This window comes from Paraburkholderia phytofirmans OLGA172, assembly GCF_001634365.1.
Classification (GTDB): Bacteria; Pseudomonadota; Gammaproteobacteria; order Burkholderiales; family Burkholderiaceae; genus Paraburkholderia.
Genome location: NZ_CP014578.1, coordinates 4457432 through 4481028, shown reverse-complemented (window position 1 = coordinate 4481028; position 23597 = coordinate 4457432). Strand labels below are relative to the sequence as shown.

General features: G+C 61.7%; 19 protein-coding genes. 10 read left to right on the top strand and 9 right to left on the bottom strand.

The window, feature by feature from the left end; all coding sequences use genetic code 11:
- Window positions 1-201: 201 nt before the first annotated feature.
- The gene (locus AYM40_RS19825) at window positions 202-3540 is read right to left on the bottom strand and encodes a beta strand repeat-containing protein (protein ID WP_063497668.1); all 3339 of its coding nucleotides are present in this window, start codon (window positions 3538-3540) and stop codon (window positions 202-204) included.
- Between the two features lie 604 nt (window positions 3541-4144).
- On the opposite strand from AYM40_RS19825, the gene AYM40_RS40380 reads away from it, so the two are divergent.
- On the top strand, window positions 4145-4447 hold the full coding sequence (locus tag AYM40_RS40380; protein ID WP_148662209.1) for a hypothetical protein: 303 nt from the start codon (window positions 4145-4147) through the stop codon (window positions 4445-4447).
- A gap of 421 nt (window positions 4448-4868) precedes the next feature.
- Here AYM40_RS40380 and AYM40_RS19815 read toward each other — a convergent pair whose 3' ends face one another.
- From AYM40_RS19815 to AYM40_RS19800, 4 genes are all read right to left on the bottom strand, one after another.
- Window positions 4869-5216 carry a flagellar protein FliT gene (locus tag AYM40_RS19815; RefSeq protein WP_082855132.1) on the bottom strand — a complete coding sequence of 116 codons (348 nt, stop codon included), beginning with the start codon at window positions 5214-5216 and terminating at the stop codon, window positions 4869-4871.
- Between the two features lie 6 nt (window positions 5217-5222).
- A complete protein-coding gene (gene fliS / locus AYM40_RS19810) occupies window positions 5223-5657 on the bottom strand; it encodes a flagellar export chaperone FliS (RefSeq protein WP_063497666.1) in 435 nt (144 codons plus the stop codon).
- A 60-nt stretch (window positions 5658-5717) separates the two neighbouring features.
- Window positions 5718-8132 (bottom strand): flagellar filament capping protein FliD, encoded by a 2415-nt coding sequence (gene fliD / locus AYM40_RS19805; protein WP_063497665.1) that lies wholly within the window; start codon window positions 8130-8132, stop codon window positions 5718-5720.
- Window positions 8133-8327: 195 nt separating this feature from the next.
- Window positions 8328-10229, bottom strand: a complete 1902-nt coding sequence (locus AYM40_RS19800; RefSeq protein WP_063497664.1) for a flagellin — start codon at window positions 10227-10229, stop codon at window positions 8328-8330.
- 543 nt (window positions 10230-10772) lie between these two features.
- Between AYM40_RS19800 and AYM40_RS19795 the strand changes: the two genes are divergently transcribed.
- From AYM40_RS19795 to rpsU, 5 genes are all read left to right on the top strand, one after another.
- Complete coding sequence (locus AYM40_RS19795; protein ID WP_063497663.1) at window positions 10773-12614, top strand: tetratricopeptide repeat protein; 1842 nt, start codon at window positions 10773-10775, stop codon at window positions 12612-12614.
- 145 nt (window positions 12615-12759) lie between these two features.
- Entirely contained in the window at window positions 12760-12957 is a 198-nt protein-coding gene (locus AYM40_RS19790) for a hypothetical protein (RefSeq protein WP_063497662.1), read from the top strand.
- 73 nt (window positions 12958-13030) lie between these two features.
- Window positions 13031-14272 (top strand): ATP-grasp domain-containing protein, encoded by a 1242-nt coding sequence (locus tag AYM40_RS19785; RefSeq protein ID WP_063497661.1) that lies wholly within the window; start codon window positions 13031-13033, stop codon window positions 14270-14272.
- A gap of 26 nt (window positions 14273-14298) precedes the next feature.
- Window positions 14299-15393, top strand: a complete 1095-nt coding sequence (locus AYM40_RS19780) for a phosphoserine transaminase (protein WP_063497660.1) — start codon at window positions 14299-14301, stop codon at window positions 15391-15393.
- Window positions 15394-15902: 509 nt separating this feature from the next.
- Window positions 15903-16115: a 30S ribosomal protein S21 gene (rpsU, locus tag AYM40_RS19775; protein WP_006050883.1), complete on the top strand. Its 213-nt coding sequence runs from the start codon at window positions 15903-15905 to the stop codon at window positions 16113-16115.
- A gap of 241 nt (window positions 16116-16356) precedes the next feature.
- Here rpsU and AYM40_RS19770 read toward each other — a convergent pair whose 3' ends face one another.
- Window positions 16357-16953 carry a DNA-3-methyladenine glycosylase I gene (locus AYM40_RS19770; RefSeq protein WP_063497659.1) on the bottom strand — a complete coding sequence of 199 codons (597 nt, stop codon included), beginning with the start codon at window positions 16951-16953 and terminating at the stop codon, window positions 16357-16359.
- A gap of 140 nt (window positions 16954-17093) precedes the next feature.
- On the opposite strand from AYM40_RS19770, the gene AYM40_RS19765 reads away from it, so the two are divergent.
- Together AYM40_RS19765 and AYM40_RS19760 are read left to right on the top strand one after the other, a co-directional pair.
- A complete protein-coding gene (locus AYM40_RS19765; protein WP_063497658.1) occupies window positions 17094-17975 on the top strand; it encodes a BadF/BadG/BcrA/BcrD ATPase family protein in 882 nt (293 codons plus the stop codon).
- Window positions 17976-18062: 87 nt separating this feature from the next.
- Window positions 18063-18884 (top strand): Cof-type HAD-IIB family hydrolase, encoded by an 822-nt coding sequence (locus tag AYM40_RS19760; RefSeq protein ID WP_063497657.1) that lies wholly within the window; start codon window positions 18063-18065, stop codon window positions 18882-18884.
- 145 nt (window positions 18885-19029) lie between these two features.
- Here AYM40_RS19760 and AYM40_RS19755 read toward each other — a convergent pair whose 3' ends face one another.
- Together AYM40_RS19755 and aqpZ are read right to left on the bottom strand one after the other, a co-directional pair.
- The gene (locus tag AYM40_RS19755) at window positions 19030-19725 is read right to left on the bottom strand and encodes a hypothetical protein (RefSeq protein ID WP_063497656.1); all 696 of its coding nucleotides are present in this window, start codon (window positions 19723-19725) and stop codon (window positions 19030-19032) included.
- A 154-nt stretch (window positions 19726-19879) separates the two neighbouring features.
- Window positions 19880-20620, bottom strand: coding sequence for an aquaporin Z (gene aqpZ, locus AYM40_RS19750; RefSeq protein WP_063497655.1), 741 nt, complete (start codon window positions 20618-20620; stop codon window positions 19880-19882).
- Between the two features lie 290 nt (window positions 20621-20910).
- On the opposite strand from aqpZ, the gene AYM40_RS19745 reads away from it, so the two are divergent.
- Window positions 20911-21213, top strand: coding sequence for an H-NS histone family protein (locus tag AYM40_RS19745; protein WP_028198479.1), 303 nt, complete (start codon window positions 20911-20913; stop codon window positions 21211-21213).
- 292 nt (window positions 21214-21505) lie between these two features.
- Here AYM40_RS19745 and AYM40_RS19740 read toward each other — a convergent pair whose 3' ends face one another.
- Complete coding sequence (locus tag AYM40_RS19740; protein ID WP_063497654.1) at window positions 21506-22570, bottom strand: glycosyltransferase family 4 protein; 1065 nt, start codon at window positions 22568-22570, stop codon at window positions 21506-21508.
- A 704-nt stretch (window positions 22571-23274) separates the two neighbouring features.
- Here AYM40_RS19740 and flhD point away from each other — a divergent pair.
- Window positions 23275-23595 carry a flagellar transcriptional regulator FlhD gene (flhD, locus tag AYM40_RS19735; RefSeq protein ID WP_063497653.1) on the top strand — a complete coding sequence of 107 codons (321 nt, stop codon included), beginning with the start codon at window positions 23275-23277 and terminating at the stop codon, window positions 23593-23595.
- Window positions 23596-23597 lie beyond the last annotated feature (2 nt).

Sequence of the window (23597 nt, the reverse complement as noted above, 5' to 3'; positions counted from 1 at the left end):
ATGAATCGCTTCAGTTCTATCACTCATGGCGCGGCGTCACCACGCATGTCATGAAGACAATAAAAAGTGCCGCCGGGCGGCCTGCGAATTGCTGCTGGCGCCCGGCGGCTTTTGCGTTACCACCCCGTGCGGTCGTTGCAACCGGACGGGGCAGGTAGCAAGCCGCGCAACTGCCATGGCTTGCTGATTGGCGGGCCTACCTTACACGTTCAGGTAGCCGATTTGGGTCGTCGAAAGGCTTGCCTGCTGAGTGGTACTCAATTGCGACACCGAAAGCACCGACAACTGCGAACTTGTCAGGTTGTTCACGGCGAGGGACGCAAGTTGCGTTGCTGAGAGGATGGCAATGTCCTTCGTCGAAATCGACTGGAGCTGGGTCGTGCTCAGCGATGCCAAGGTGCTAGCCGTGACGCCTGCGATCTGGGTCGTGCTCAGCGCCGCGATCTGGGCGGTCGAGATGCTGGTGCCCAGGTTCGCCACCTGCGCGGAGTTCAGTCCGGCAATCGCCTGCGTCGAGACGCTGGTGCCGAGCGACGCGAGCTGAGTTGTCGTCAGGCCGGCAGCCTGGGTGCTGCTGAGCTCGTGGATCTGCGTGCTCGTCAGGCTCGTACCGAGTGCGGCCACGTCAGCGCTCGACAGCGCGGCGACCTGGGTACTCGACAGATACGCGGCGTTGGTTCCCAGCGAAGGCAGGGAGGTCGTGCCCAGCTGGGCGATGTCCTTCGTCGAAATCGCCTGGACCTGGGCTGAGGTCAACGATGTCAAGGTGCTAGTTGTGAGGCCTGCGATCTGGGTCGTGCTCAGCGCCGCGATCTGGGCGGTCGAGATGCTGGTGCCCAGGTTCGCCACCTGCGCGGAGTTCAGTCCGGCAATCGCCTGCGTCGAGACGCTGGTGCCGAGCGACGCGAGCTGAGTTGTCGTCAGGCCGGCAGCCTGGGTGCTGCTGAGCTCATGGATCTGCGTGCTTGTCAGGCTCGTACCGAGTGCGGCCACGTCAGCGCTTGACAGCGCGGCGACCTGGGTGCTCGAAAGATACGCGACATTGGCTCCCAGCGAAGGCAGGGAGGTCGTGCCCAGCTGGGCGATGTCCTTCGTCGAAATCGCCTGGACCTGGGCTGAGGTCAGCGATGTCAAGGTGCTAGTTGTGAGGCCTGCGATCTGGGTCGTGCTCAGCGCCGCGATCTGGGCGGTCGAGATGCTGGTGCCCAGGTTCGCCACCTGCGCGGAGTTCAGTCCGGCAATCGCCTGCGTCGAGACGCTGGTGCCGAGCGACGCGAGCTGAGTTGTCGTCAGGCCGGCAGCCTGGGTGCTGCTGAGCTCATGGATCTGCGTGCTTGTCAGGCTCGTACCGAGTGCGGCCACGTCAGCGCTTGACAGCGCGGCGACCTGGGTGCTCGAAAGATACGCGACATTGGCTCCCAGCGAAGGCAGGGAGGTCGTGCCCAGCTGGGCGATGTCCTTCGTCGAAATCGCCTGGACCTGGGCTGAGGTCAGCGATGTCAAGGTGCTAGTTGTGAGGCCTGCGATCTGGGTCGTGCTCAGCGCCGCGATCTGGGCGGTCGAGATGCTGGTGCCCAGGTTCGCCACCTGCGCGGAGTTCAGTCCGGCAATCGCCTGCGTCGAGACGCTGGTGCCGAGCGACGCGAGCTGAGTTGTCGTCAGGCCGGCAGCCTGGGTGCTGCTGAGCTCATGGATCTGCGTGCTTGTCAGGCTCGTACCGAGTGCGGCCACGTCAGCGCTTGACAGCGCGGCGACCTGGGTGCTCGAAAGATACGCGACATTGGCTCCCAGCGAAGGCAGGGAGGTCGTGCCCAGCTGGGCGATGTCCTTCGTCGAAATCGCCTGGACCTGGGCTGAGGTCAGCGATGTCAAGGTGCTAGTTGTGAGGCCTGCGATCTGGGTCGTGCTCAGCGCCGCGATCTGGGCGGTCGAGATGCTGGTGCCCAGGTTCGCCACCTGCGCGGAGTTCAGTCCGGCAATCGCCTGCGTCGAGACGCTGGTGCCGAGCGACGCGAGCTGAGTTGTCGTCAGGCCGGCAGCCTGGGTGCTGCTGAGCTCGTGGATCTGCGTGCTCGTCAGGCTCGTACCGAGTGCGGCCACGTCAGCGCTCGACAGCGCGGCGACCTGGGTGCTCGAAAGATACGCGACATTGGCTCCCAGCGAAGGCAGGGAGGTCGTGCCCAGCTGGGCGATGTCCTTCGTCGAAATCGCCTGGACCTGGGCTGAGGTCAGCGATGTCAAGGTGCTAGTTGTGAGGCCTGCGATCTGGGTCGTGCTCAGCGCCGCGATCTGGGCGGTCGAGATGCTGGTGCCCAGGTTCGCCACCTGCGCGGAGTTCAGTCCGGCAATCGCCTGCGTCGAGACGCTGGTGCCGAGCGACGCGAGCTGAGTTGTCGTCAGGCCGGCAGCCTGGGTGCTGCTGAGCTCGTGGATCTGCGTGCTCGTCAGGCTCGTACCGAGTGCGGCCACGTCAGCGCTCGACAGCGCGGCGACCTGGGTGCTCGAAAGATACGCGACATTGGCTCCCAGCGAAGGCAGGGAGGTCGTGCCCAGCTGGGCGATGTCCTTCGTCGAAATCGCCTGGACCTGGGCTGAGGTCAGCGATGTCAAGGTGCTAGTTGTGAGGCCTGCGATCTGGGTCGTGCTCAGCGCCGCGATCTGGGCGGTCGAGATGCTGGTGCCCAGGTTCGCCACCTGCGCGGAGTTCAGTCCGGCAATCGCCTGCGTCGAGACGCTGGTGCCGAGCGACGCGAGCTGAGTTGTCGTCAGGCCGGCAGCCTGGGTGCTGCTGAGCTCGTGGATCTGCGTGCTCGTCAGGCTCGTACCGAGTGCGGCCACGTCAGCGCTCGACAGCGCGGCGACCTGGGTGCTCGACAGATACGCGGCGTTGGTTCCCAGCGAAGGCAGGGAGGTCGTGCCCAGCTGGGCGATGTCCTTCGTCGAAATCGCCTGGACCTGGGCTGAGGTCAGCGATGTCAAGGTGCTAGTTGTGAGGCCTGCGATCTGGGTCGTGCTCAGCGCCGCGATCTGGGCGGTCGAGATGCTGGTGCCCAGGTTCGCCACCTGCGCGGAGTTCAGTCCGGCAATCGCCTGCGTCGTGATGCTGCCGGCGAACGCCGTGAGTTGAGCGGCCGTCAGGCCGACGACCTGGGTACTGTTGAGCTCATGGATTTGCGTGCTCGTCAGGCTCGTTCCCAGTGAGTTCACATCAGCGCTCGACAGCGCGGCGACCTGGGTGCTCGAGAGATACGACACGGCTCCGCTGGCCAGGTATCCCAATTGAGAATACGAGAGCGACGAAATGTCTTTGCTCGAGAGTCCGCCGATTTGTACGCTGGACAGGCTAGCGGCGAGCGAGAGCGCTTGCGAGCTCAGCGTCACGATATCCGACGTCGACATTGCTGCAATTTGAGTCGAGGTCAAGGCCTGCAATTGGGCGGTATTCAGCGCTGCGATGTCGGACGTCGCCAACTGACCAATCTGTTTGGTTGACAGTTCAGAAACTGTCGTCGCACTCATCGACGTTATGATCGAAGTCATTTGTCGCTATTCCTCAATTTATGTTGATGGGCGACAGTTCCAATATGCCTATTCGTCGCCGCAAATTTGCGCACAGCCCAGCTCCGCGGAATGATTTACGGAGGTGAGTTATCACACGCATCGAGTATTGAAATATTTTTGTAATGCCAATGAAATTGATGTAAAGCGCTCGACCCGCCCTAATCGGATAAAAGCCAATGCCAATAGCAATAACGGCTTGGCGGCCATAAACTTTAGGGACACATTGAGTGCCCGTTTCAAGCCCAGTTGGGTGACGCCCGACCGGGTCGGGCGCGGGGCCAGTCTGCCCACCGCGGTTGGGTGCGAAGGAAAGCACCCAGGGTTACGGGACGCCGTGTCGGCCTTCCCGAAAATCGCTTCAGACTGACTGTGCGGATGCCGTTATACCGGCATATCGAGACCGCCCAGAGCCATGCTGCGCAAAAAATTCGTCCCTCCGGTCGCGTTTCCGAACCGGCCCGTGCACCCGCGTTCGAGGGATCGGCAGCCGCTCCCGGAACGCGACCGTACGCTCGTCGCGCTGCAGTATCACTTTGCACTGCGCTGGCTCGATCGCGGATGCGGAACTCTGGAGCACTTCATTTTGCTGGCACAGCACCTTGTCGTCGCTCGTGCGCTGGGAAAGCTGGGCTGCCAGTGCATTCCGGAGCGCACGCTGGCTGCCGCTGATGAAGCCGTCACGAAATGGACCCGCCACGGCCTGGAAACGGGTCAATTCCGTGTCGATATCGCGGCGTTCGCGGCGATCCACGGCTTCCTCCTCGCGCATGATGAACAACTCAAAGCTGCATCGAGTGCGGCAGTTTCTGTTGCGCTCGCCGACCTGCGCGAAGTCTGCAACCCGGTCCACAGGTCACCCGTCATCCCGTTTGCAAACGGGATGTGAATAAGTTGGGCGTCGACAATATTTCCGTGCGAGTGCACGCATCTGCGGATCGGTGTGGAGCTATGTGCGGCAGGCGATGAAATGATGTTCGAGACGCGTCCAATCTCTCAAGCTTTCGTTCGCCGCCGATATGCAGATTTAGGGCGCAGCTACGAAAGAACAAATGCTTCCGTCAAATCTCGGCGTAGCCATATTGCGAACGTGATGCCACTACGGAACCCGGATGCTCAGCATTAACAGTGCCGCTGACCTGGCGATATCGACTACGCCGCAAACGGCGGACAATGGGCTGAACTAGGGTCAGGCAGTGAACCGGAAACTGCCGGGCTCTCCGAAGGCGCTTCCATTACATACGTGCCCCGCCACGCCGCAAAGACAGCAGGTCAGTGACGCAACACCGTAAGCGGCGCTCCGCGCGCGTTTAACCGTGTGCCGAAACGCCGTACATTTTATTTAGCGCGCGCGTATGGCGGCCGCTCTCCAGTAGTGCTGCCAGCCGCGCGAGACGCGGCGCGGCCAGTTCGCGCACCGCTGTCTCGTCTGCGAGGATCTTCCGGGTCAGGTCGTGCTTGCGTACGCGCTGCGAGTCGTCGAGCGGGATGCTCGCGTCGACTGGCCGCAGGGTATCGACCAGTGCCGAATACCGCGCCTGCAACTCGATGACGGTATCCCAGTCGTCTTCGCGCGCTGTGCTCAGCATCCGTTCCACCACATGGAGAATGCTGTCATAGCGCATAAGTAACTGATCGGCGGTAGTGATCGCTTCCATATCGAATCAGGCGGTGGCGGTCAGTTGTGTCAAGCCGGCCGAACTCTTGAGCTCCGGCTTGATACCGTTCCAGCCGTCCTCGATAGTCGCGAGCAGGCTATCGATTTCATCGAGCAGCGCCGGGTCGTTCCGCACATTCGCCTCGAGCAGGCGGCGCGTCATATAGTCGTACAGGGCATTCAGGCGCTGCGCGAGATCGCCGCCCTGCTCGAGGTTGAGTCCCTGCTGCAAGCCGCCGCCGACAATCACGATGGCTTGCGAAATCAACTTGCCTTTCTCGGGGATGTTGCCGTTTTGCATGTGCACGCGGCCCATACGGATCGCGCGGCGCGCGCCCTGGAAGAGCAGTGCGACCAGCTCATACGGGCTTGCGCTGTTCACGCTGGTTTCGAGGCCAATGCGTGCATAACTGTCTGCTCCAAACTTACTTGGCGAATACATGAATACTGTCCTCTTCTTGCGGGTGGGCCGGCGTACGGCTTGCCTTACGGCGTGGTTCCGTCAACCGCCGGATGAGGTGGGCGGGTTGAAGGTCAACTGCAGGAAGCTTGCGGTCGATTGCATCTGGACTACCAATGCGTTCATTGCCGAGAACTGGGCCTGGTACTGCTGCTGCACCTGCGTGATGTATTGCTGCAAATTCGTTTGCTGTGTCTGCAGCGACGTAATTTGCGTATTGAGCGTGTTCGTCGCATTCGTGATCGAACCGCTAGTCGAATTAGTCGCGCTCGCGACGATGCCGTTCAGCAGCGAAGCATAGCCCTGCGAGTAGTTGACCGAGCCGAGTGCGCCGGTGCTAGTCCCGGTCACCAGAATCTGCAGGCCGGCCACCGGGCCGCTATTGCCGACTGTCAGCGCCTGACCATTGCCAGTTGCCGCATAGCCGTCGATCGTGCCTTGCACATCGCGGCCGGTAGCAGACGTCGGCGAGCTGCCGAAGAGCTGCGTCGCACCTGTACCGACGATCGAGACCGAGGACTGCGAGCCGTAACTGGTCGATGTCACGTTGAGCTGGCCGTGGCTGTTCTGGGTCACGTCGACTGACACGCCGGCCTGCTGCAGCGTGGTATTGGTGTTGATGGCAGTCTGCAGTGCCGTTGCAAGCTGCGAGGGCGTATAGCTACCGGCCGCCAGGGTGACGTTTGCCATCACGCCGTCCACCGTCACGCCCAGCGGCAGACCGCCGGACGCGATTGTGGTCGTGTTGCTGACGTTGCCGCCGAAGAGCTGGGCCGAAGCGTCGGTGCCGCTGCCGTTGGTGGCAATCGAAATCGTCTGATTGGTGCCGCTCGCCGGCGCCACGCTCAGCACGCCGTTGTTTTGGGTCACGGTGGCGGCAGAGCCGATAGCACTTTGCAGCATGGCGGCGACCGCGGCGGGCGTAGCGTAAGTGGCTGCGGTCAGGTTCACGGTGGTCGGCGTGCCACCTATCGTCAGGGTGAGCGTGGCCCCCGACGCAATCGTGGTCGGGCTGCTGAGTGCGACGCTGCCGGTCGCGGCGTCGGGAAGTGCGGCCGAGCCGGTGAAGGTCCCCTGGGCCGCGGCCTGCGTGATGTTGACCGCATACGAACCGGGCTGCGTATTGGTGCCGCCAATCAGGTAGGTGACGTTGCTGTTGGTCGCGGAGCCAGCGGTGCCGAATAGCGCGGCGAACTGGTTCGGATTGCTTTGCAATGCCTGAGACAGCGTCGAATCGTTGACCGACAATGAGCCGTCGTTGTTGAGCGAGATGCCGACGGCGGACAGCGACGAATAGCCGCTGCCGGTGCCCGACAGCGCGCTTGCGACCACCTGTTGCAGCTGGTTCCGGATCTGCGTCGTGGTGGCGTCGCCGATCAGCGGGCCATTGGTGCCGCCGGGATTGTAGGCCGTCAGGTTGTTGATCGTGCTCTGCAGCGTGTTGTAGGCCGATACGAAACCATCGATATTGGTTTGGATCGCACTCGAATTGTTTGCGACCGTGAGCGTCGACTGGCCCGTCTGCAGGAGGTTCAGGGATATGCCGGGCAACGCGGTTGCGACGGCATTGGTCGAACTGGTGAGCGTGAGGCCGTTGACTGTCAGGTTGGCGTTCTGCGCCGGCGCGGTCTGGATCATTGCGCCGCTGGATGTGCCGCCGGTGCTGGGCGGGTAGGTCAGCAGGGAGCTGATGCCGGCGTCGCCTTGCACCGAAATCTGCATGCTTTCGTTCGCGCCGGTTGTGTTCGACGTCAGCACGAGCCGGTATGGCGTGCTGCTTCCGTCGTTGACGATCGAGGCGGTGACGCCGAGGTTGGCGCTGTTGATTGCGTCACGCAGACCGGCCAGCGTGTCGTTGCTGCTGTTGACCGTGATGCTGCCGCTGCTTTGCGACAGATTCGGTGTGAAAGTCGGATTGCTGGTCGAACCGCTTTGCGTGCCGAACGTAAACGTCACGGTCGAACTGCCGCTGCCGCTCGAGAGTTGCGTGTTCAGGCTGGCCTGGCCGGCCGTCGCGAGCGACTGCGCCTGGGCCAGTTGCGTCGTGTTGATGGTGTATGTGCCAGTCTGGGCGCCGACCACCGCGCTCGCGGAGAGCGCCGACGTATTGCTGGAGGTCGCGCTGAGCGTTTGGAACGCGGTTGGCAGCGTCAGTTGCGTCAGCGATTGCTGAAACGTCGAGAGTGCCGAGCTGAGCTGGCCGTAAGCGGAAATCTCCGTCTGGACGCCGCCTACCTGGTTTTGCAGTTGCGTGAGCGGGATGCTCTCTATTTGCATCAGCCCCGTTAGCACCTGGCTGATTGGCAGTGTGGTGCCGAGGCCAAGGCCGACCGACGAAATGATCGACGAAGCAGACGGCGTCGACGAGCTGCTGCTGGACGAACTGCCGGTACTGGTCTTGACGCTGGTGGTGCCGGACGTCGCCGTGCTGCTGGTCGGAGAGATCGTTGTAGCCATGCTGAGCCTGTGCCTTCTGGAGCGGCGCATCGCGCCGGCCTTGCAGCGAATGTGGCGGTGTGTGAGCGAGGCTGCCAGCATCCGCCGCTTGTGTGTCGGTTTTGGAGGCGGCGCTGTAAGAGCGACGCCTCCAAAACCGGCCGGCGCATACGCGCCGGCCGTCTACTATCTGCTTACTGCGTTACGCCAGAAACGTTACTGCAACAGCTTCAGGACTTGCTGCGGCAACTGGTTCGCCTGCGCGACCATTGCCTGGGCGGCCTGCGACAGGACCTGCGCACGCGACAGCGCCGACGTTTCGCTGGCGTAGTTCGTGTCCTGAATCGACGATTGCGTCGACTGGGCGTTTTGCACCGACGAGCTCAGGTTCGAGATGACCGACGTGAAACGGTTCTGCACCGCGCCCAACTGACCTTGCAGCGTGCTGATCTGGCTCAGCGCAGCGTCGACGGTCTGGATGGTCTTTTGTGAGTCGGCAACCGTCAGCACGTCGACGTTCGCAAGCGAGCCGCCCGAAGAGGCGACGTAGCTGTTTTGCTGGACAGGCGGCGAACCCGCCGTAGCCAGACCCGAGACGAAACCATTAAGGCCGCCGTCCGCGAACGTAAGGTCGTTGAGCGCCCCCGGCGTGTTTTGCGAGTCCTTCACGACCAGTTCGCCTTTTGCGTTCACGCTTGCGGTCACGCCTGCAGCTTGCAGTGGCGCGGTCGTGTTGATCGTTTGTGCAATCGACGCCGCCGTGTCAGTCGTTTGGATTGTGATGTTCACGGGGGTGGCGCCAACGTTACCGCCAGAAATCGCCAAGGTATCAGTGCCGCCAACGGGTGCCGTTATGCCCGAGGTTGCCGTGTACGTCTGGATCGTCTGCAGGTTGTCGGCGGAATTCGTGGTGTTATCCGTTTGCGCCGCGATGTCGTCCGCACCAGTGCCCGAAAGCGTCACCTGGCTGGCCGACGACAGCGTGACCGAGCCATGTAGCGTGCCTGTCGACGTGCTGATGTCACCCACACCCGCTGCCCCAGCAGTCAGCTGGGTGAGCTTGCCAGCTACGTTGTTGATCTTCAGTGCTGTGTTGTCCAAGCCGCCGTTAATGTCGGTACCGCCGGTCGTGCCTTGGGCGATCGTGATGTTGCTACCGTCCGCTGCGTTGAACGTGAACGTCTTGCCGTCCGCGCCGAGCGTTGCGGTCACGCCGGTCGCGCCCGATGCGCTGTTGATCGCGTTGAGCACGGTCGTTGCATTCACCGTGCCGCTTGCGGCCACCGACAGGCCCGTCGAGCCAAACACGTTCTGGCCGTTGATCGACAGGTTGAGTGTTTCAGCCGTCGTAGTGGAGGTGTTTATGATTTGGTTGAACGTCGCAACTTGCGTGTTCGAAGCGCTTGCGGTGAGGCCGGGGATGTTCGCGTTGGTGATCGCTTGCGCTGCGGCGTACGCGCTGTCCGCGCTCTGGCCAGGGGCGCTGCCCGCGACGGCAGCGCCGATTGTGACGGCAGGCGAGCCACCCACTGCGACGTTCAGCGATTCGACCGAGAGGCCGCCGTTGGCCAGGCCTTGAAGCGAGAACGTCGTGTTCGACGTCTGGCCGATTTGCGACGTCTGCGCGCCCTGGGTCAGGTTGACCCCGATCGTCTGGCCGGCGTTCGCGCCGATCTGGAAATTCTGCGTGCCGAACGAACCGTCGAGCAGGCTCTGGCCGTTGAAGGCGGTCGTCGTCGCGATCGTGTTGATCTGTGCGAGCGACTGCTGGACTTCCTGGTTCAGCGCCGCGCGGTTCGCAGCCGTGTTCGATGCGTTCGATGCCTGCACGGCGAGCTGGCGGATCGTCTGCAGGTTGTTGGTGATTTGCGTCAGCGCGCTTTGGCCGGTTTGCGCCAGCGAAATGCCGTTATTCGCGTTCTGCTGCGCAACGGTCTGGCCGTTGATCTGCGCTTGCAGCGTCGTCGCGATCGCGAGGCCGGCGGGGTTGTCCGCTGCGCTGTTGATCGAGAGACCCGACGACAGCTGGGTGATCGCGTTGGTCACCGCAGCCTGGTTGTTCATCAAATTGTTCTGCGCGATCTGCGACGCAATGTTGGTATTGATAACCGTAGTCATTCCAGCACTCCTTTATTCAATAGTTAGCGCATTCCGGCAACTCCGCCGTAACGTACGGCCGTGCACCGCACTGTCCATTTGCCGCCGTTAAATGGGTTATCGGATAGGCTCTGGAAATCTTTAGCCCCGATATCTGGTCAGTGCCGCAACATTCCACCTTTCTGACCGCACTGGAGGCAGGCTCACCAGTCAGTGGAACAGCCAGTCCGCATCATCAGCGCACGCTCGCGGGCAGTCGGGTGCCGCAGCGGGGCCACCGCTCCCGCCGCTTGCCATCGCGCGATGCCCTGTCGGCCGCTTTGGCGTCGAGCCCCTGCATCTGCGCGAGAAGACGCCGTCCATCGGCCTCATAGTCTCGTTCAGCCCCGTCCGACCCGGCGCACGCCGGTCATTCGATGCTGCTACGCAACAAGTGGTGATTCCCCAAGTTAGCCCTAACTTAGCCCGCTGTTTCGACCTTTGTTGCCCGCCGACCTGATTAAGAATGGCGGCACTCACTTGTCAACACCCTTGCTTATGCTTATGTCGGACCCGCTTTGTCGAATGTGCGCCGGCCTGCATACCGGTCCGGAAATCGACGCATACGCCGAGGCGCATGCGAGCGCATCCGCATTGCTGCGGCTCGCCGCGATCCTCGATGCTCAATGCCGCCATGCGGACGCCGCCACCCTATTAAGGGCTGCACATATTGCCGTGCCGGCATTACCCGGCTTGCAGGCGCGGCTCGCGCTTTCGCTTTCGGCTGCCGGCGACCATGCCGCGGCACGTGAACAGTTCGAAGCCGTTCTGGAGGGGGATGCATCGACCGATGCATCAAGCGCGGACAATCTCCCAATAGCGTCGCGACTCCAGCTTGCCTATTCGCGCACGCTCCTCGCGCTCGATGCGCCGGAAGAAGCGTTGGCGCAAGCGGACCATGCGGTCGCGGGCAATGCCGACGACGCCTGCGCCCACGCTGCGCGCGGCGACGCATTGGCGGTGCTGTTCCGGTTGCCGGATGCGCTCGCCGCCTATCAGCGCGCGGCCATGCTCGAACCGTCATCGGCATGGGCACACTATGGAATCGGCAAAACATTCATGGAGCTCGGCCGGGCCATGGCCGCGTTGCAGGGACTGTCGCGCGCCCTGGAGCTTTCGGAACGCACGCGGCAGGATGCTGACGCAGCGGCGCAGACTCTCACGCCACCGGCGCCGCTCAGCTATCCGTGTTTGCCGGTCCACGCTTTGCCCACCTCCGCTATCTGCGAGTCGATCGGCCTGGCGTTGGGCAAGGGCGGCCAACCCGGGGAGGCACTGCCCTGGTTCGAACGTGCGCTGGAACTCGAGCCGAACCGGGCGACGGCTCTGCGTCATATGGGTAACGCGCTGGCGATGATGCGTGCCGACGACGCGGCGCTGGCGTGCTTTCAGGCGGCGCGTCGCGTGCGTCCTGACTGGGACGAGGCCTGGCTCGACGAGGCGGGCCTGCTGCTGCGCCGAGGCGACTATGCGGGAGGTTGGCGCGCGTATGGCAAGCGCGAAGGGCAGCGGATGCTCGAAAGTCTGCCGTCCTGTTGGTCCGGCGAAGAGCCGCTCGCCGATAAGACGATTCTGCTGATTGCCGAACAGGGCCTCGGCGACACGATCCAGTTCGCGCGCTATGCGCCACAGGTAGCGGCTCTCGCGCAGCGCGTGATCCTCGAGGTTCAACCGCCGCTGCGGCCGTTGTTCGACGAAGTGAGCCGGGACTGGGGTGTCGAGATCGTTGCGCGCGGCGACGCGCGACCCGATGGCGACCATCAATGCTTGCTGCTCAGTCTGCCGCGCGCACTCCGGACGACGCCTGACACCACCCGTGAGCCGAGCGGCTATCTTCGCGCACCCGTGGAGCGGCGAGCGCTCTGGCGCGAGCGGCTCGCGGCTCGCAGCGCGACGGGACGATTGCGGGTTGGTCTCGCAACGGCCGGCAATCCGCAGTTCAAGAACGACGCGCTGCGCTCGATTCCGCTCGCTGCTTTCGAAGCCTGCTTTGACTTACCGGGCGTTGACTGGGTGATCCCGCAGCCAGAGATCCGCGACGCGGATCGCGCGGTGTTGGAGCGGCATGCCGGCGTAATCTCGTTTGGTGCCCAACTGGAGGACTTTGCCGATACGGCGGCACTGCTCGAACAACTCGACCTGGTGATCTCGGTCGACACCTCGATCGCCCATCTGGCCGGGGCGCTGGCGCGCCCGGTGTGGATCCTGCTGCCGCACTTTCCGGATTGGCGCTGGATGCACGATCGCACCGACACGCCCTGGTACCCGAGTGCACGGCTTTTTCGCCAGACGGGAGCGCATGACTGGGGCGGAGTGATCAAGCGCGTGCGCGACGAGCTTTCGTTACGAGTCGCGCGGTTCACGTGAATAGGCGGCCATTTCGTCCTCTGTTCCTTCTTTGAGTTCCGTCCGGTTCCAGTAATCTAAGCTGGGGGCGCGATTTGAAATCTCCGCGCAGGCAGCTTCGCGCCCCCGCTTGTACCGGATTATTCTTCTACGAAAGGACATAGACATGTCACGCATCAACCGCCTGAAGCTGTCCTTGGTTGCCAGCACACTGACTCGTGTCCCGCTTCGCGCGAATCAGGAAGATGCAATGTCAACGGCGATGATGCCCGAAGGATGGTTTTGCGACGAGGTGGGTTATGTGGGCGAGACCACTGCGGACGCTCGTGTCCTTACGCTTGCCCGTCCACCGCGGCTTGACTGAACCCTGCGTAAGACAACGCATGCGAGGGTGACTCCTCTCACCCTGTATCACTTTATCGAAGCGTCCCATATCCATGAATCCTGTTCAAACACCGCTCGCTGTGGAGGCGGGGCATGCACCGCCTTATCAGCCATTGGGTCTGGCCACTTTGCTCAGAGAAGCAACAGCGGGAAACGATCTCACGCCGCTTGGGGATCGCTTGCTCGCGCACAGCGAGCGCCATGAAGATCCGTACGCTCTGCTCGATTTGTCCCTGGTGCTGGAACTCAAATACCAGAAAGCGTCCGCACTCACCGTTCAAAACCTGGCAATTCAAATGCGCAGGCACTACCGGCTAAAGAGTGCGCATTCGGCCGAGGCGCCGGTAAAGGTGCTCGTGCTCAAATCGCCTGGCGATCTCATGGCGAATACGCCGTTCGAATGCCTGGTTGAGAACGCCGACCTTCAGATCGACGTGATGTACGTTGATGGAAATTTGCCCCAGGACACGAGTTTGCCGGAACACGATGTCATTCTCGTCGCCGCGTGCGCGTCGGATGAAAACGCTGAGCCACTCGCTCGAATCGCATCGCTGACCGGTCGCGCTGATTGTCGAGTGCTCAACCGGCCCGAGCGCATCTTGCACACGACGCGTGACGCCGCCTATGCGCTGCTGGGCAAGGTCCACGGGATTTGTATGGCGCACACCGTGCGGCTGTCCCGCGAGCGGATTCTCGAAGCTGCGTCGGGCGCGTTCGATCTGTCAGATGTGCTGGACGAACACTACCCGTTGATTGTGAGGCCGGTGGGCTCGCACGCCGGACAAGGGCTGGTGAAAGTGTCTGACGGGCTTGACCTTGCACGTTATGTGAACGGCACGGACATTCAGGAATATTACGTCGCCCCCTTTATCGACTACAGCAGCGCAGACGGCTTGTTCCGTAAGTACCGGATCGTGATGATCGAGGGAGCGCCTTTCGCGTGTCATATGGGGATTTCGCGCGAATGGATGGTCCACTATCCGTACGCCGAGATGATTGCGCACCCTGAGCGCCGGGAGGAGGAGGCGCGCCTGATGGCGAGCTTCGATTCCGACTTCGCGGTGCGTCACCGCGAAGCGCTTCGCATGATTGCTGAAACGACTGATCTGGATTACGTAGGATTTGACTGCGCCGAAACGAGCGATGGCCGCCTGCTCATCTTCGAGATTGCCACCGCGATGGTCGTGCATGACATGGACGATCCAGGCACGTTTCCTTATAAGGCGCCGCAAATGCATCGAGTCTTCGACGCATTTCACCAGATGCTGCGCCGCGCGGCTGCGGGCTCATGTTAATTCAACCGAAGGCTTGTCCACGAACCATGAAATCCAACACATTGAATTTTTCCGGTGGTCCCGGTGCGCTTCCGGAAACCGTGCTGGAGCAAACCCGTGAGGCCGTTGCGCGCCTGCCGGAGACGGGCATATCTGTGCTCGGCATGAGTCATCGATCAGACTGGTTCCGGTCGATACTGAATGAAGCAGAACAGAACCTGCGCTGCCTGCTCGGCATTTCCGATGACTACGCGGTCACATTTCTGCAGGGTGGCAGCAGTCTGCAGTTCGCGATGATTCCAATGAATTTCGCCGCGCAGGCCAGCGCACCGCCGGAATACGTGACGTCCGGCTATTGGAGCGGCCGGGCGACGTCGGAAGCGGCCAAAGTGAGCGCGAGAAAGGTCGCCTGGGATGGTCGCGCGACGGGCTATCGGCAACTGCCCGACCTTCGGGCGCTGGATGTGTCGAGGTCGGCCGCTTATCTGCACTACGTGTCGAACGAGACCGTGGAGGGCTTGCAATTTCCTGTTTGCGAAGATCAGATGCCGGTGCCGCTCATTGCGGATATGTCGTCCGATTTTCTGTCGAAGCCGTTCCGGCCAGATGTATTCTCGATGATGTATGCCCATGCACAGAAGAATCTGGGTCCTGCAGGGGTGACGGTTGCGATCATCAAACGGTCTCTTCTCGAACGGGTTCCGGATGGCCTGCCGGCCATTCTCGACTTTCGCACGCATGTGTCACATGGCTCGAACTACAACACGCCGCCCGTATTCGCGATCTATGTCATGACGTTGATTACGCGTTGGCTGCGCTTCGAGATTGGCGGTTTGCATTCGATGCAAAGCATCAACGAAAGAAAGGCGAAGCGGTTATACGAAACACTGGACGCTTTGGGCGATGCGGTGACGATCCACGCGGATCGCCCGTGGCGCTCGCAGATGAATGTGGCGTTTACGTTTGGCGATGCGCGACTCGACGATGCATTTATCGAGGCGGCGCGGGAACAGGGGATCGTCGGGCTGGAGGGCCATCGTTCGATTGGAGGGTTGCGGGCGTCGCTATATAACGCCGTTACGGAGGAGGCGGTCGATATCCTGACGAATGCCCTGACGGAATTTAGTCTGCAACGCGTGTGAGCGCCAACAAGGGGGCAGGCAGTCATGTCTCCCCCGATTCCTCGTATTCTGCAAATCCGAATTTCAATCGTGTACGACTTGATTAGGGCGCTCGACCGGGTCGCCGAGCGGCACGGCAGCACGCCGGCCCCCGTCGCACTGGCATGCCTGATCGCGCGAGGGACCTGGTGCAAACGCTAAACCCCTGGTAGGATGGTGAGTTTCCTGATATTATCGGGAGTGAATTGAGATCTTTGCCTGTTTCGTCAATATTTTTCATTGATGAAAGGTTGGCGAAACGGCAGCAGACGTGGCTTTGGCATTACGTCTGTCCGCGTTCCGCGGTGAACTCCCCACCTCTCTTTTCCGGCCTCCGTGGCCGTTATGCCTCTCGTTTCATTCGTGGTTTGGCCGGGTTCTGCCCGCGTTTGCCTGTTACTGGCCACGAATCGGAACGACCGGAGGGCCGGCGCGTGAGCGGTATCCCGCCACGCAATTTACCCCTATCAAGTGATTGAGTTAGGAATTACATGACGACGATTCTTCTGAAAGAAAACGAGCCGTTCGAAGTGGCGATTCGCCGCTTTCGTCGCGCAATCGAAAAGAATGGCCTGATCGCTGAACTGCGTGAGCGCCAATCGTACGAAAAGCCGACCACGGCACGTAAGCGCAAGAAGGCTGCTGCTGTGAAGCGCCTGCACAAGCGCCTGCGCAGCCAGATGCTGCCGAAAAAGCTGCACTAAGCAGCCTGTTTCGCACGCCGAACGGCGGTGTGAGCTTCGAAAGAAGCCACATCGCCGTTTTGCTTTTGGGGGCGCTGCTTTGCGCTGGGCTTGCACGGTTGAGTCGCCGGTTTGCTTTTTAAGCGGGCGCCGCGACAGGTGCTTTGCCGATGTAGCATGCCGGAAGCGCTTTCAATTCGCGGGCTTGGCTAGTTTGCCGTTTGTGCTGGTCTGGCGGCGCCGCCCGGTGCCCGCCGGCACATCAGCCCGCTTTACGATTGCGTCCCTTCTTGCCGAGCGCCGCGCATCGCGCACGGCACATACAGCTCGCCTCGTGGTCGTTCACCATGCCGACCGCCTGCATGAACGCGTAGCAGATCGTCGAGCCGACGAACTTGCAGCCATAGCGCTTCAGCCCCTTGCTGAGCGCGTCCGAAATTTCGGTGGATGCCGGCGCCTGTTTATACGATGCCCAATCGTTCTGGATTGGTGTCTGATCGACGAATGACCATACGAAGTTGGCGAGCGAGCCGTGTTCGGCCTGGATCTGCTGCACGGCGCGCGCGTTGGTAATGGCCGACTCGATCTTGCCGCGATGGCGCACAATACTTTCGTCCAGCACCAGCGCATCGACGTGTTTAGGCGTAAAGCGCGCGACCTTGCCGATATCGAAGTCGGCGAATGCGCGGCGATAGCCGGTCCGTTTGTTGAGAATCGTCGACCATGACAAACCCGCCTGCGCGCCTTCCAGCACCAGCATTTCGAACAGATGCTGATCGTCGCGCGAGGGCACGCCCCATTCGGTGTCATGGTAGTGTGCGAGCGCTTCGCTCGATACCCAGTTGCATCGCTGTGTCACTTTCGCGCTCCCGCGTTGTCATGTCGACCGTCAGCATAGCGGAAGCCGCGCGTGCCGCAAGCTGGCCATTCAGCCGATTGCCGGATTGAAACTGACCTGCCACGCTATGCGTTCTTCACCACCTGAATTCACTCGATTCGATGAATAAAGACCTCTTTCTGATCGGCATTGATGGCGGCGGCAGCGGTACGCGCGTCGTACTCGGCGACGCACAGCGCCGCGAACTGGCGCAGGCGGCGAGCGGGCCGTCGGGGCTGGGGCTCGGCGTGGAACGCGCGTGGCAGGCTATCGGGGCCGGCTGCGCCGACGCCTTTGCACGTGCCGGCGTACCGCTGGACTGGTCGCGCTGCGTACTCGGCTGCGGATTAGCAGGGGTCAATAATCGCGACTGGCTGGCCGCGTTTCGCGCGCAGGCGCCGGCGGTAGCCGGCCTCGCGGTGGAAAGCGATGTGTACACCACCTTGCTCGGTGCGCATGGCGGCGCGTCCGGCGTAGTCGTCGCGCTTGGCACCGGGAGTCAGGCGGCCGTGCTTGACGGCGATGGCGAATGCCGAACCGCCGGCGGCTTCGGTTACCCGTCGGGCGACGAAGCGAGCGGCGCATGGCTCGGGCTGCGGGCCATCGTGCACGCGCAGCAGGTGCTCGACGGGCGTGTGCCTAACGACGATCTGGCGCAGGCGCTGCTCGTCCACACCGGTGCACATGACCGCGACAGTCTCGTGGTCTGGCTGTGCGAAGCCAATCAGACCGCTTATGCGCGGCTTGCGCCGATCGTCATCGCGCATCGCACGCATCCGTTCGCAGCGCGTTTGCTCGGCGAGGCGGGCGTGGAAGTGGGCAAGATGATTGCCGCGCTCGACCCGTCGGCGACTCTGCCAGTCGCGCTGTGCGGCGGTCTCGGCGCACCTTTGCGCGAGTACGTGCCGCAGATCTATCAGGCCCGCTTGCGCGAGCCGTTGGCGGACTCGGCACACGGCGGTCTGCAGTTGGCGCAGCGCGAAGCGATTCGCCTCGCCGGTTGAGCATCGTCTGGCGCGCCGGTTGCGATCTCGCGGACGCGGCGCGCAACGGTAAAATGCGATCTTTGACGCTGCCCGGCTGCTCACACTATGTACAAAGTCATTGCCACGGATCTCGACGGCACGCTGCTCAACGCCGATCACCAGGTGGACCCGTTCACGATCGCTACCGTGCGCAAACTGGAAAGCGATGGGCTGCACTTCGTGATCGCTACGGGGCGCCACTACTGCGACGTCGCGAGCATTCGCGACCTGCTGGGTGTCAGCGCCTATCTGATCACGTCGAACGGTGCACGCATTCACGCGCCGGACAACTCGGTAATCCACGCCGACGACCTGCCTCCGGCCATCGTGCAGCGGCTGGTGCAGCCGGAAATCGCCGGCGCGCACGGCCGTGTGATCGTCAATCTGTTCGCCGACCAGGCGTGGCTGATCGATCGGGATGCGCCGGACCTGCTGAAATTCCACCAGGATTCCGGCTTCACCTACGAGGTCGCCGATCTGCCGAAGCACGACGGTGCCGACATCGCGAAGGTCCTCTACATCGGTGAGCCTGACGATCTCGCACACGTCTCGGCCAACCTCGCGCGTGAATTCGGTGACGCGCTGTACGTCACCTATTCGCTGCCGGACTGTCTGGAGGTGATGACGTCGAACGTATCGAAGGGGCGTGCTTTGCAGATCGTGCTTGAGCGCCTCGGCGTCGACGCCTCGCAATGCGTGGCATTCGGCGACAACATGAACGATATCGACCTGCTGGAGACAGCCGGCCATCCGTTCATGATGAACAACGCCAATCCCGATCTCGTCACACGTCTGCCGAACGTGCCGCGCATCGGCAACAACTTTGAAGCGGGCGTCGCGCAGCATCTGCGCAAGCTTTTCTCGCTCGACGACGAACTGACGTCCTGAAAACGGACCGGCCCGCATCCTCTTTCGGGGATGCGGGCCGCTTGTTCGCGTCCCTCCGCGACCCAACCCAGCGCTACGATCAGCCGTGCCACCCGCCACGGCGATCGCCGCGGTCATCGTGACTCCGGTGGCGACCGCTACTTTATTAATCAGCTGAGCCCGCGGAAGCGCCCGCCGCAGCCGCAGAAGGAACACCCGGCAGCGCCGCGCATGGGCAATCCGCAGCGCGGCCGTTTAGCCCCTGGCGGTCAAGCTTGAACGTCGCGTGAGCCGTGCCGCTTTGCCAGTCGAGGCGAACAATATAGATACTGTCGAAGTCGTCGCTTTGCCAGTTGGGGACCTCGGCGGCATTGCCGCCATGCGTGCTCATCATCTTGCGCAACAGCTTCACGATCAGCTTGTGTTCCCACGCAACGACAATCAGCTTGTTGCGATTGGATGGATTGACGAGCGCCGTGCCGAGTTGGTCGATCTGGGCGAAACCGTACGGCGTTTGCACCGGCATCTGGAATTGGATAGCGGTCGGCTCGATGGTCGCAAGCGGCCGAATATAGTAATAGGGATGGCCGCTGTCGTCCTTTTGCTGGCCGGGATCGGGCGCGTAGATCGCATCCGGTTTGCCGAACTTGGCGGCGATCACGGCCGGCAACGCCAGCGCACGGTTGAGCCCCTGGCAATTGAGCTGGCCGTAACCCTTGGCGGGTTTCTCGCCGTGGCGCACGAATACGAGCGTTTCGGTATTGCTGTCCGCCGCATGGGCCGCGGGTAACGCTAGTACGCCCGCACACAAACTGCCGACGGAGAGTGCGACGCCATGCAGGAATCCGCGGAAACGGGTCATCGGTAGCACCTGTGCGAGCTTGGGAAGTCGCACGATTCTAGCAGCGGGGCATTGGCAGGCCACTGGGCTGCCCGCATTATGCGTACAAAAACGAAGCGGGCGCCGCAGCGCCCGCTTTGACTGTCTGGATGCGCACAGCTGGCGCACGCGCTGATCAGTCGAGCGCCAGTTCCTGCGAATTGCCGCGACGGCTTTCGGCGATGAGCGGGTACAGCACCCCTGCGATCACCGCGCCGAGAATCGGGGCGACCCAGAACATCCACAGTTGATCCACCGCCGCGCCGCCGACGAACAGCGCCGGCCCGGTCGAGCGCGCCGGGTTGACCGACGTGTTGGTAACCGGAATCGAGATCAGGTGGATCAGCGTCAGGCACAGGCCAATGGCGATTGGCGCGAAACCGGCTGGCGCGCGCTTGTCGGTCGCGCCGAGGATGACGAAGAGGAAGAAGCCGGTCATCACCACTTCGCAAATGAACGCGGCCGCGAGCGCGTAATGGCCCGGCGAGCGCTCGCCGTAGCCGTTGCTGGCGAAACCGCTGGCGACGAGGTCGAACCCCGGCTTGCCCGACGCGATCAACGACAGCACCAGCGCACCGAGCACCGCGCCGATCACTTGCGCGACGATGTACGGCAGCAGGTCGCGAGCCGGAAAGCGGCCGGCGACGGTCAGGCCGACGCTCACCGCCGGATTCAGGTGACAGCCGGAGATGTGGCCGATTGCATAAGCCATTGTCAGGACAGTGAGGCCGAATGCGAGCGAAACGCCCACGAAGCCGATGCCCAGACCGTGGACCGGGCCGGCGAAATTGGCGGCGAGGACGGCGCTGCCGCAGCCCCCGAGCACGAGCCAGAAGGTGCCGAACAGCTCGGCGGCAAGACGTTTTGACAACTGCATGATTGGTAATCCTAAAATGTTTGACGCCTGGAGAGGCATGAATGCTAAGCGCAGATGCATGCCATTGAGCGCGCAATTTTAGGGAAAGACAGCCAGATTAGGTGTCAAGAATTGTCAATGTGGAGTCGCCTTTAGCTATTATTGCCTGGTAAAGACGTCGTTTTACAATTCATCGACGCTTAATAATTATCAGATGATTTCTTCCTAAATCGGTATTATTGTCCATTGCGAATTTTTATAATTGCAGCTAGTCTGCGAGCGAATGAGTTCTAAAAAAAGGGAGAACCGAAATGTCGCAATATGCAGACCTCAAGGCGCAGATTGCCAAATTGCAGGCACAGGCAGACGAAGCCCGGCGTACTGAAATCGACAATGTTGTCGCCGACATCCGCCAAAAGATCGCTGAATACGGTCTAACCGCGCAAGACCTCGGTTTCGCGGTTGCCGCACGGCGCGGACGCCCGCCGAAGAAGGCGCCGCTGCCGGCCAAGTACCAGGATCCGAAATCGGGCAATACCTGGAGCGGGCGCGGCAAACCGCCAAAGTGGATTGTCGGCAAGAATCGCGAACGCTTTCTGATTGGCGCGGCTTGAAATGCCTTACCGGTAGAGGCGCAAGCCAACTGAAGGTTGATCGTGCCGGGTTGTTAATTCGCGCCGCGCTAATCTGGGATGGAAGCGCCTCCATGCTTGTATTAAAAAAGCCGCCCTTGAGAGGCGGCTTTTCCGTAGTGGAAGCGGGTTAACTCCTGCAAACCGCTCACGCAAACGATTCAACAGGCAAATGTACTCATGATTGGCGTGCGAATCGGAAAGCGGCGTAAGCGGCAGAAGCACAGCTTAAGCGGTTGAGTGCATAAAAAGGTCAGCCGCTTAAGCACGTTGCTCAACCCACCGCTACCCGGCGCAACATCGGGCGGCGCGTCGCTTCGATCAGTGCCGAATAGCCGTCCACGTAATTCCTAGCCATCGTTTTCGAACTGAAGCGGCGTTCGAACTGCGCGCGAATCTCGCTGCGCGACAGTTCGTCCAGACGCTGCAGCGCGGCCACCGCACCTTGAACGTCCTCGACAATGTAGCCGGTCACGCCGTGGTCGATCACTTCCGGCACTGAACCGCGGTTAAACGCGATCACCGGCGTGCCGCACGCCATCGATTCGATCATCACCAGACCGAACGGCTCCGACCAGTCGATCGGGAACAGCAGCGCCTTGGCGCCTGAGAGGAACTCGGGCTTCTGCGCCTCGTTGATTTCGCCGACGAACTCCACGTGCGCCATGGAGAGCAGCGGTTCGATTTCCTTCTTGAAGTATTCCTGGTCGACCTTATCCACCTTGGCGGCGATCTTCAGCGGCAGACCGCTTTGTGCGGCGATCTTGATAGCTGTATCGACGCGCTTCTCCGGACAGATACGGCCGAGGAACGCCAGATACTCCGGCTTCTTGTGCGTCTGGGGTGTGAGCAACTGCTCGGGCAGGCCGTGGTAAATCGTGTTCAGCCAGTTGGCCTGCGGCAGTGGCGTGCGCTGCGAGTCCGAAATCGATACCACCGGCACGTTCGAGAACGCATCGAACACCGGTTGCAGTTCCGGCAGGTCCAGACGGCCATGAAGCGTCGTCACGAACGGCGTGTCCATGGTGGTGAAGAGCGGGAACGGCATGTAATCGAGGTGAAAGTGCAGCACGTCGAATTCATGCGCGACCTTGCGCACCTTTTCCATCATCAGGACATGCGGAGCCAACGCATCGCGGATGGTCGGGTCGAGGCGCAGCGCACGAGGCCAGCAGGCGTCGAGGTTCGCGGAGGTGACCGAATCGCCGCTCGCAAACAGCGTGACGTCGTGGCCGAGGTCGACCAGCGCTTCGGTCAGATACGAGACGACGCGTTCGGTGCCGCCGTAGAGTTTCGGTGGGACAGCTTCATACAACGGCGCAATTTGTGCGATTCGCATGCGTTTTCTCCTGTTTAAAACGGCTTCGCACAACGGCGCTCGAGTAGAGCGAGGAGCGAATGCCTGACGGACGGTTGGGCGCGGTAAGCCGCCGCCCGGGGTGCTCCGAACCTGCATCGGGTAATCCCCTAGGTGCATTATCGGGATCGGCCGAGCTAATTCGAGTTATTTTTCAAACACTTAATGTTGTTACAGCGCGAAACATGATGCGTTACAGGTCGGCAGGAGGGTTGGCCTGATACTCGAGGGGCATGAGTGATAGACATCCAGGTGCTGGGGGAACAGCAGCAAGAGACGGTCCCGGACCTGGAGCGGTCCCTACACTACGCGTGTTGCGCAGAAGTGAAAACGTCTTATAATTGTTCCTCACCGCAGCAAGGTGCGGACTTTGAGCCACTCATGACTCACCATTTGGTTCACCTTGCCGCTGAAAAATCATCCAAAGCGCATCGCGAATCTCAAGCTGCGCACCGCTTTCGCCTGCTGCAACCTTCTTTCTGCCCCCTCCGTGTAGGAAAAATTCCTACAAGAATGACGGATTAATCCGTCAGGCAGGCTGGGTGTCTGTCCGATTTTCGTCCGCTCCCCATTTCGACACAATGCTGGCAAGACCAGAAACGAGCCGATTCGTGCGGTTTAAGTGCGCGCGTTCGAGCAAACGTTTCCGTAACGGCCTGACCAGCCAGATACACCCCGGGGGAATCATGAGCGCAACAAGCGAAATGCTCAATGAGATCAGAGAAATCAACCTTTCTTATCTCCTGCTCGCCCAGCGTCTGCTGCGCGAAGACAAGCCGATGGGCATGTTTCGCATGGGGATTTCGGACCAGTTGGCCGACGTGCTCGCCAATCTGTCGTTGGCGCAGACCGTGAAGCTGGCGGCGTCCAATCAGGTGCTGTGCCGTTTCCGTTTCGACGACCATGCCGTGCTGTCCGCCCTTGCGGACAAAGGCAAATCCAGCGCCGTGGCCCAGGCGCATTCCGCGATCCTGATGGCAAGCCAGCCAGTCGAGCAACTCGGCTGATG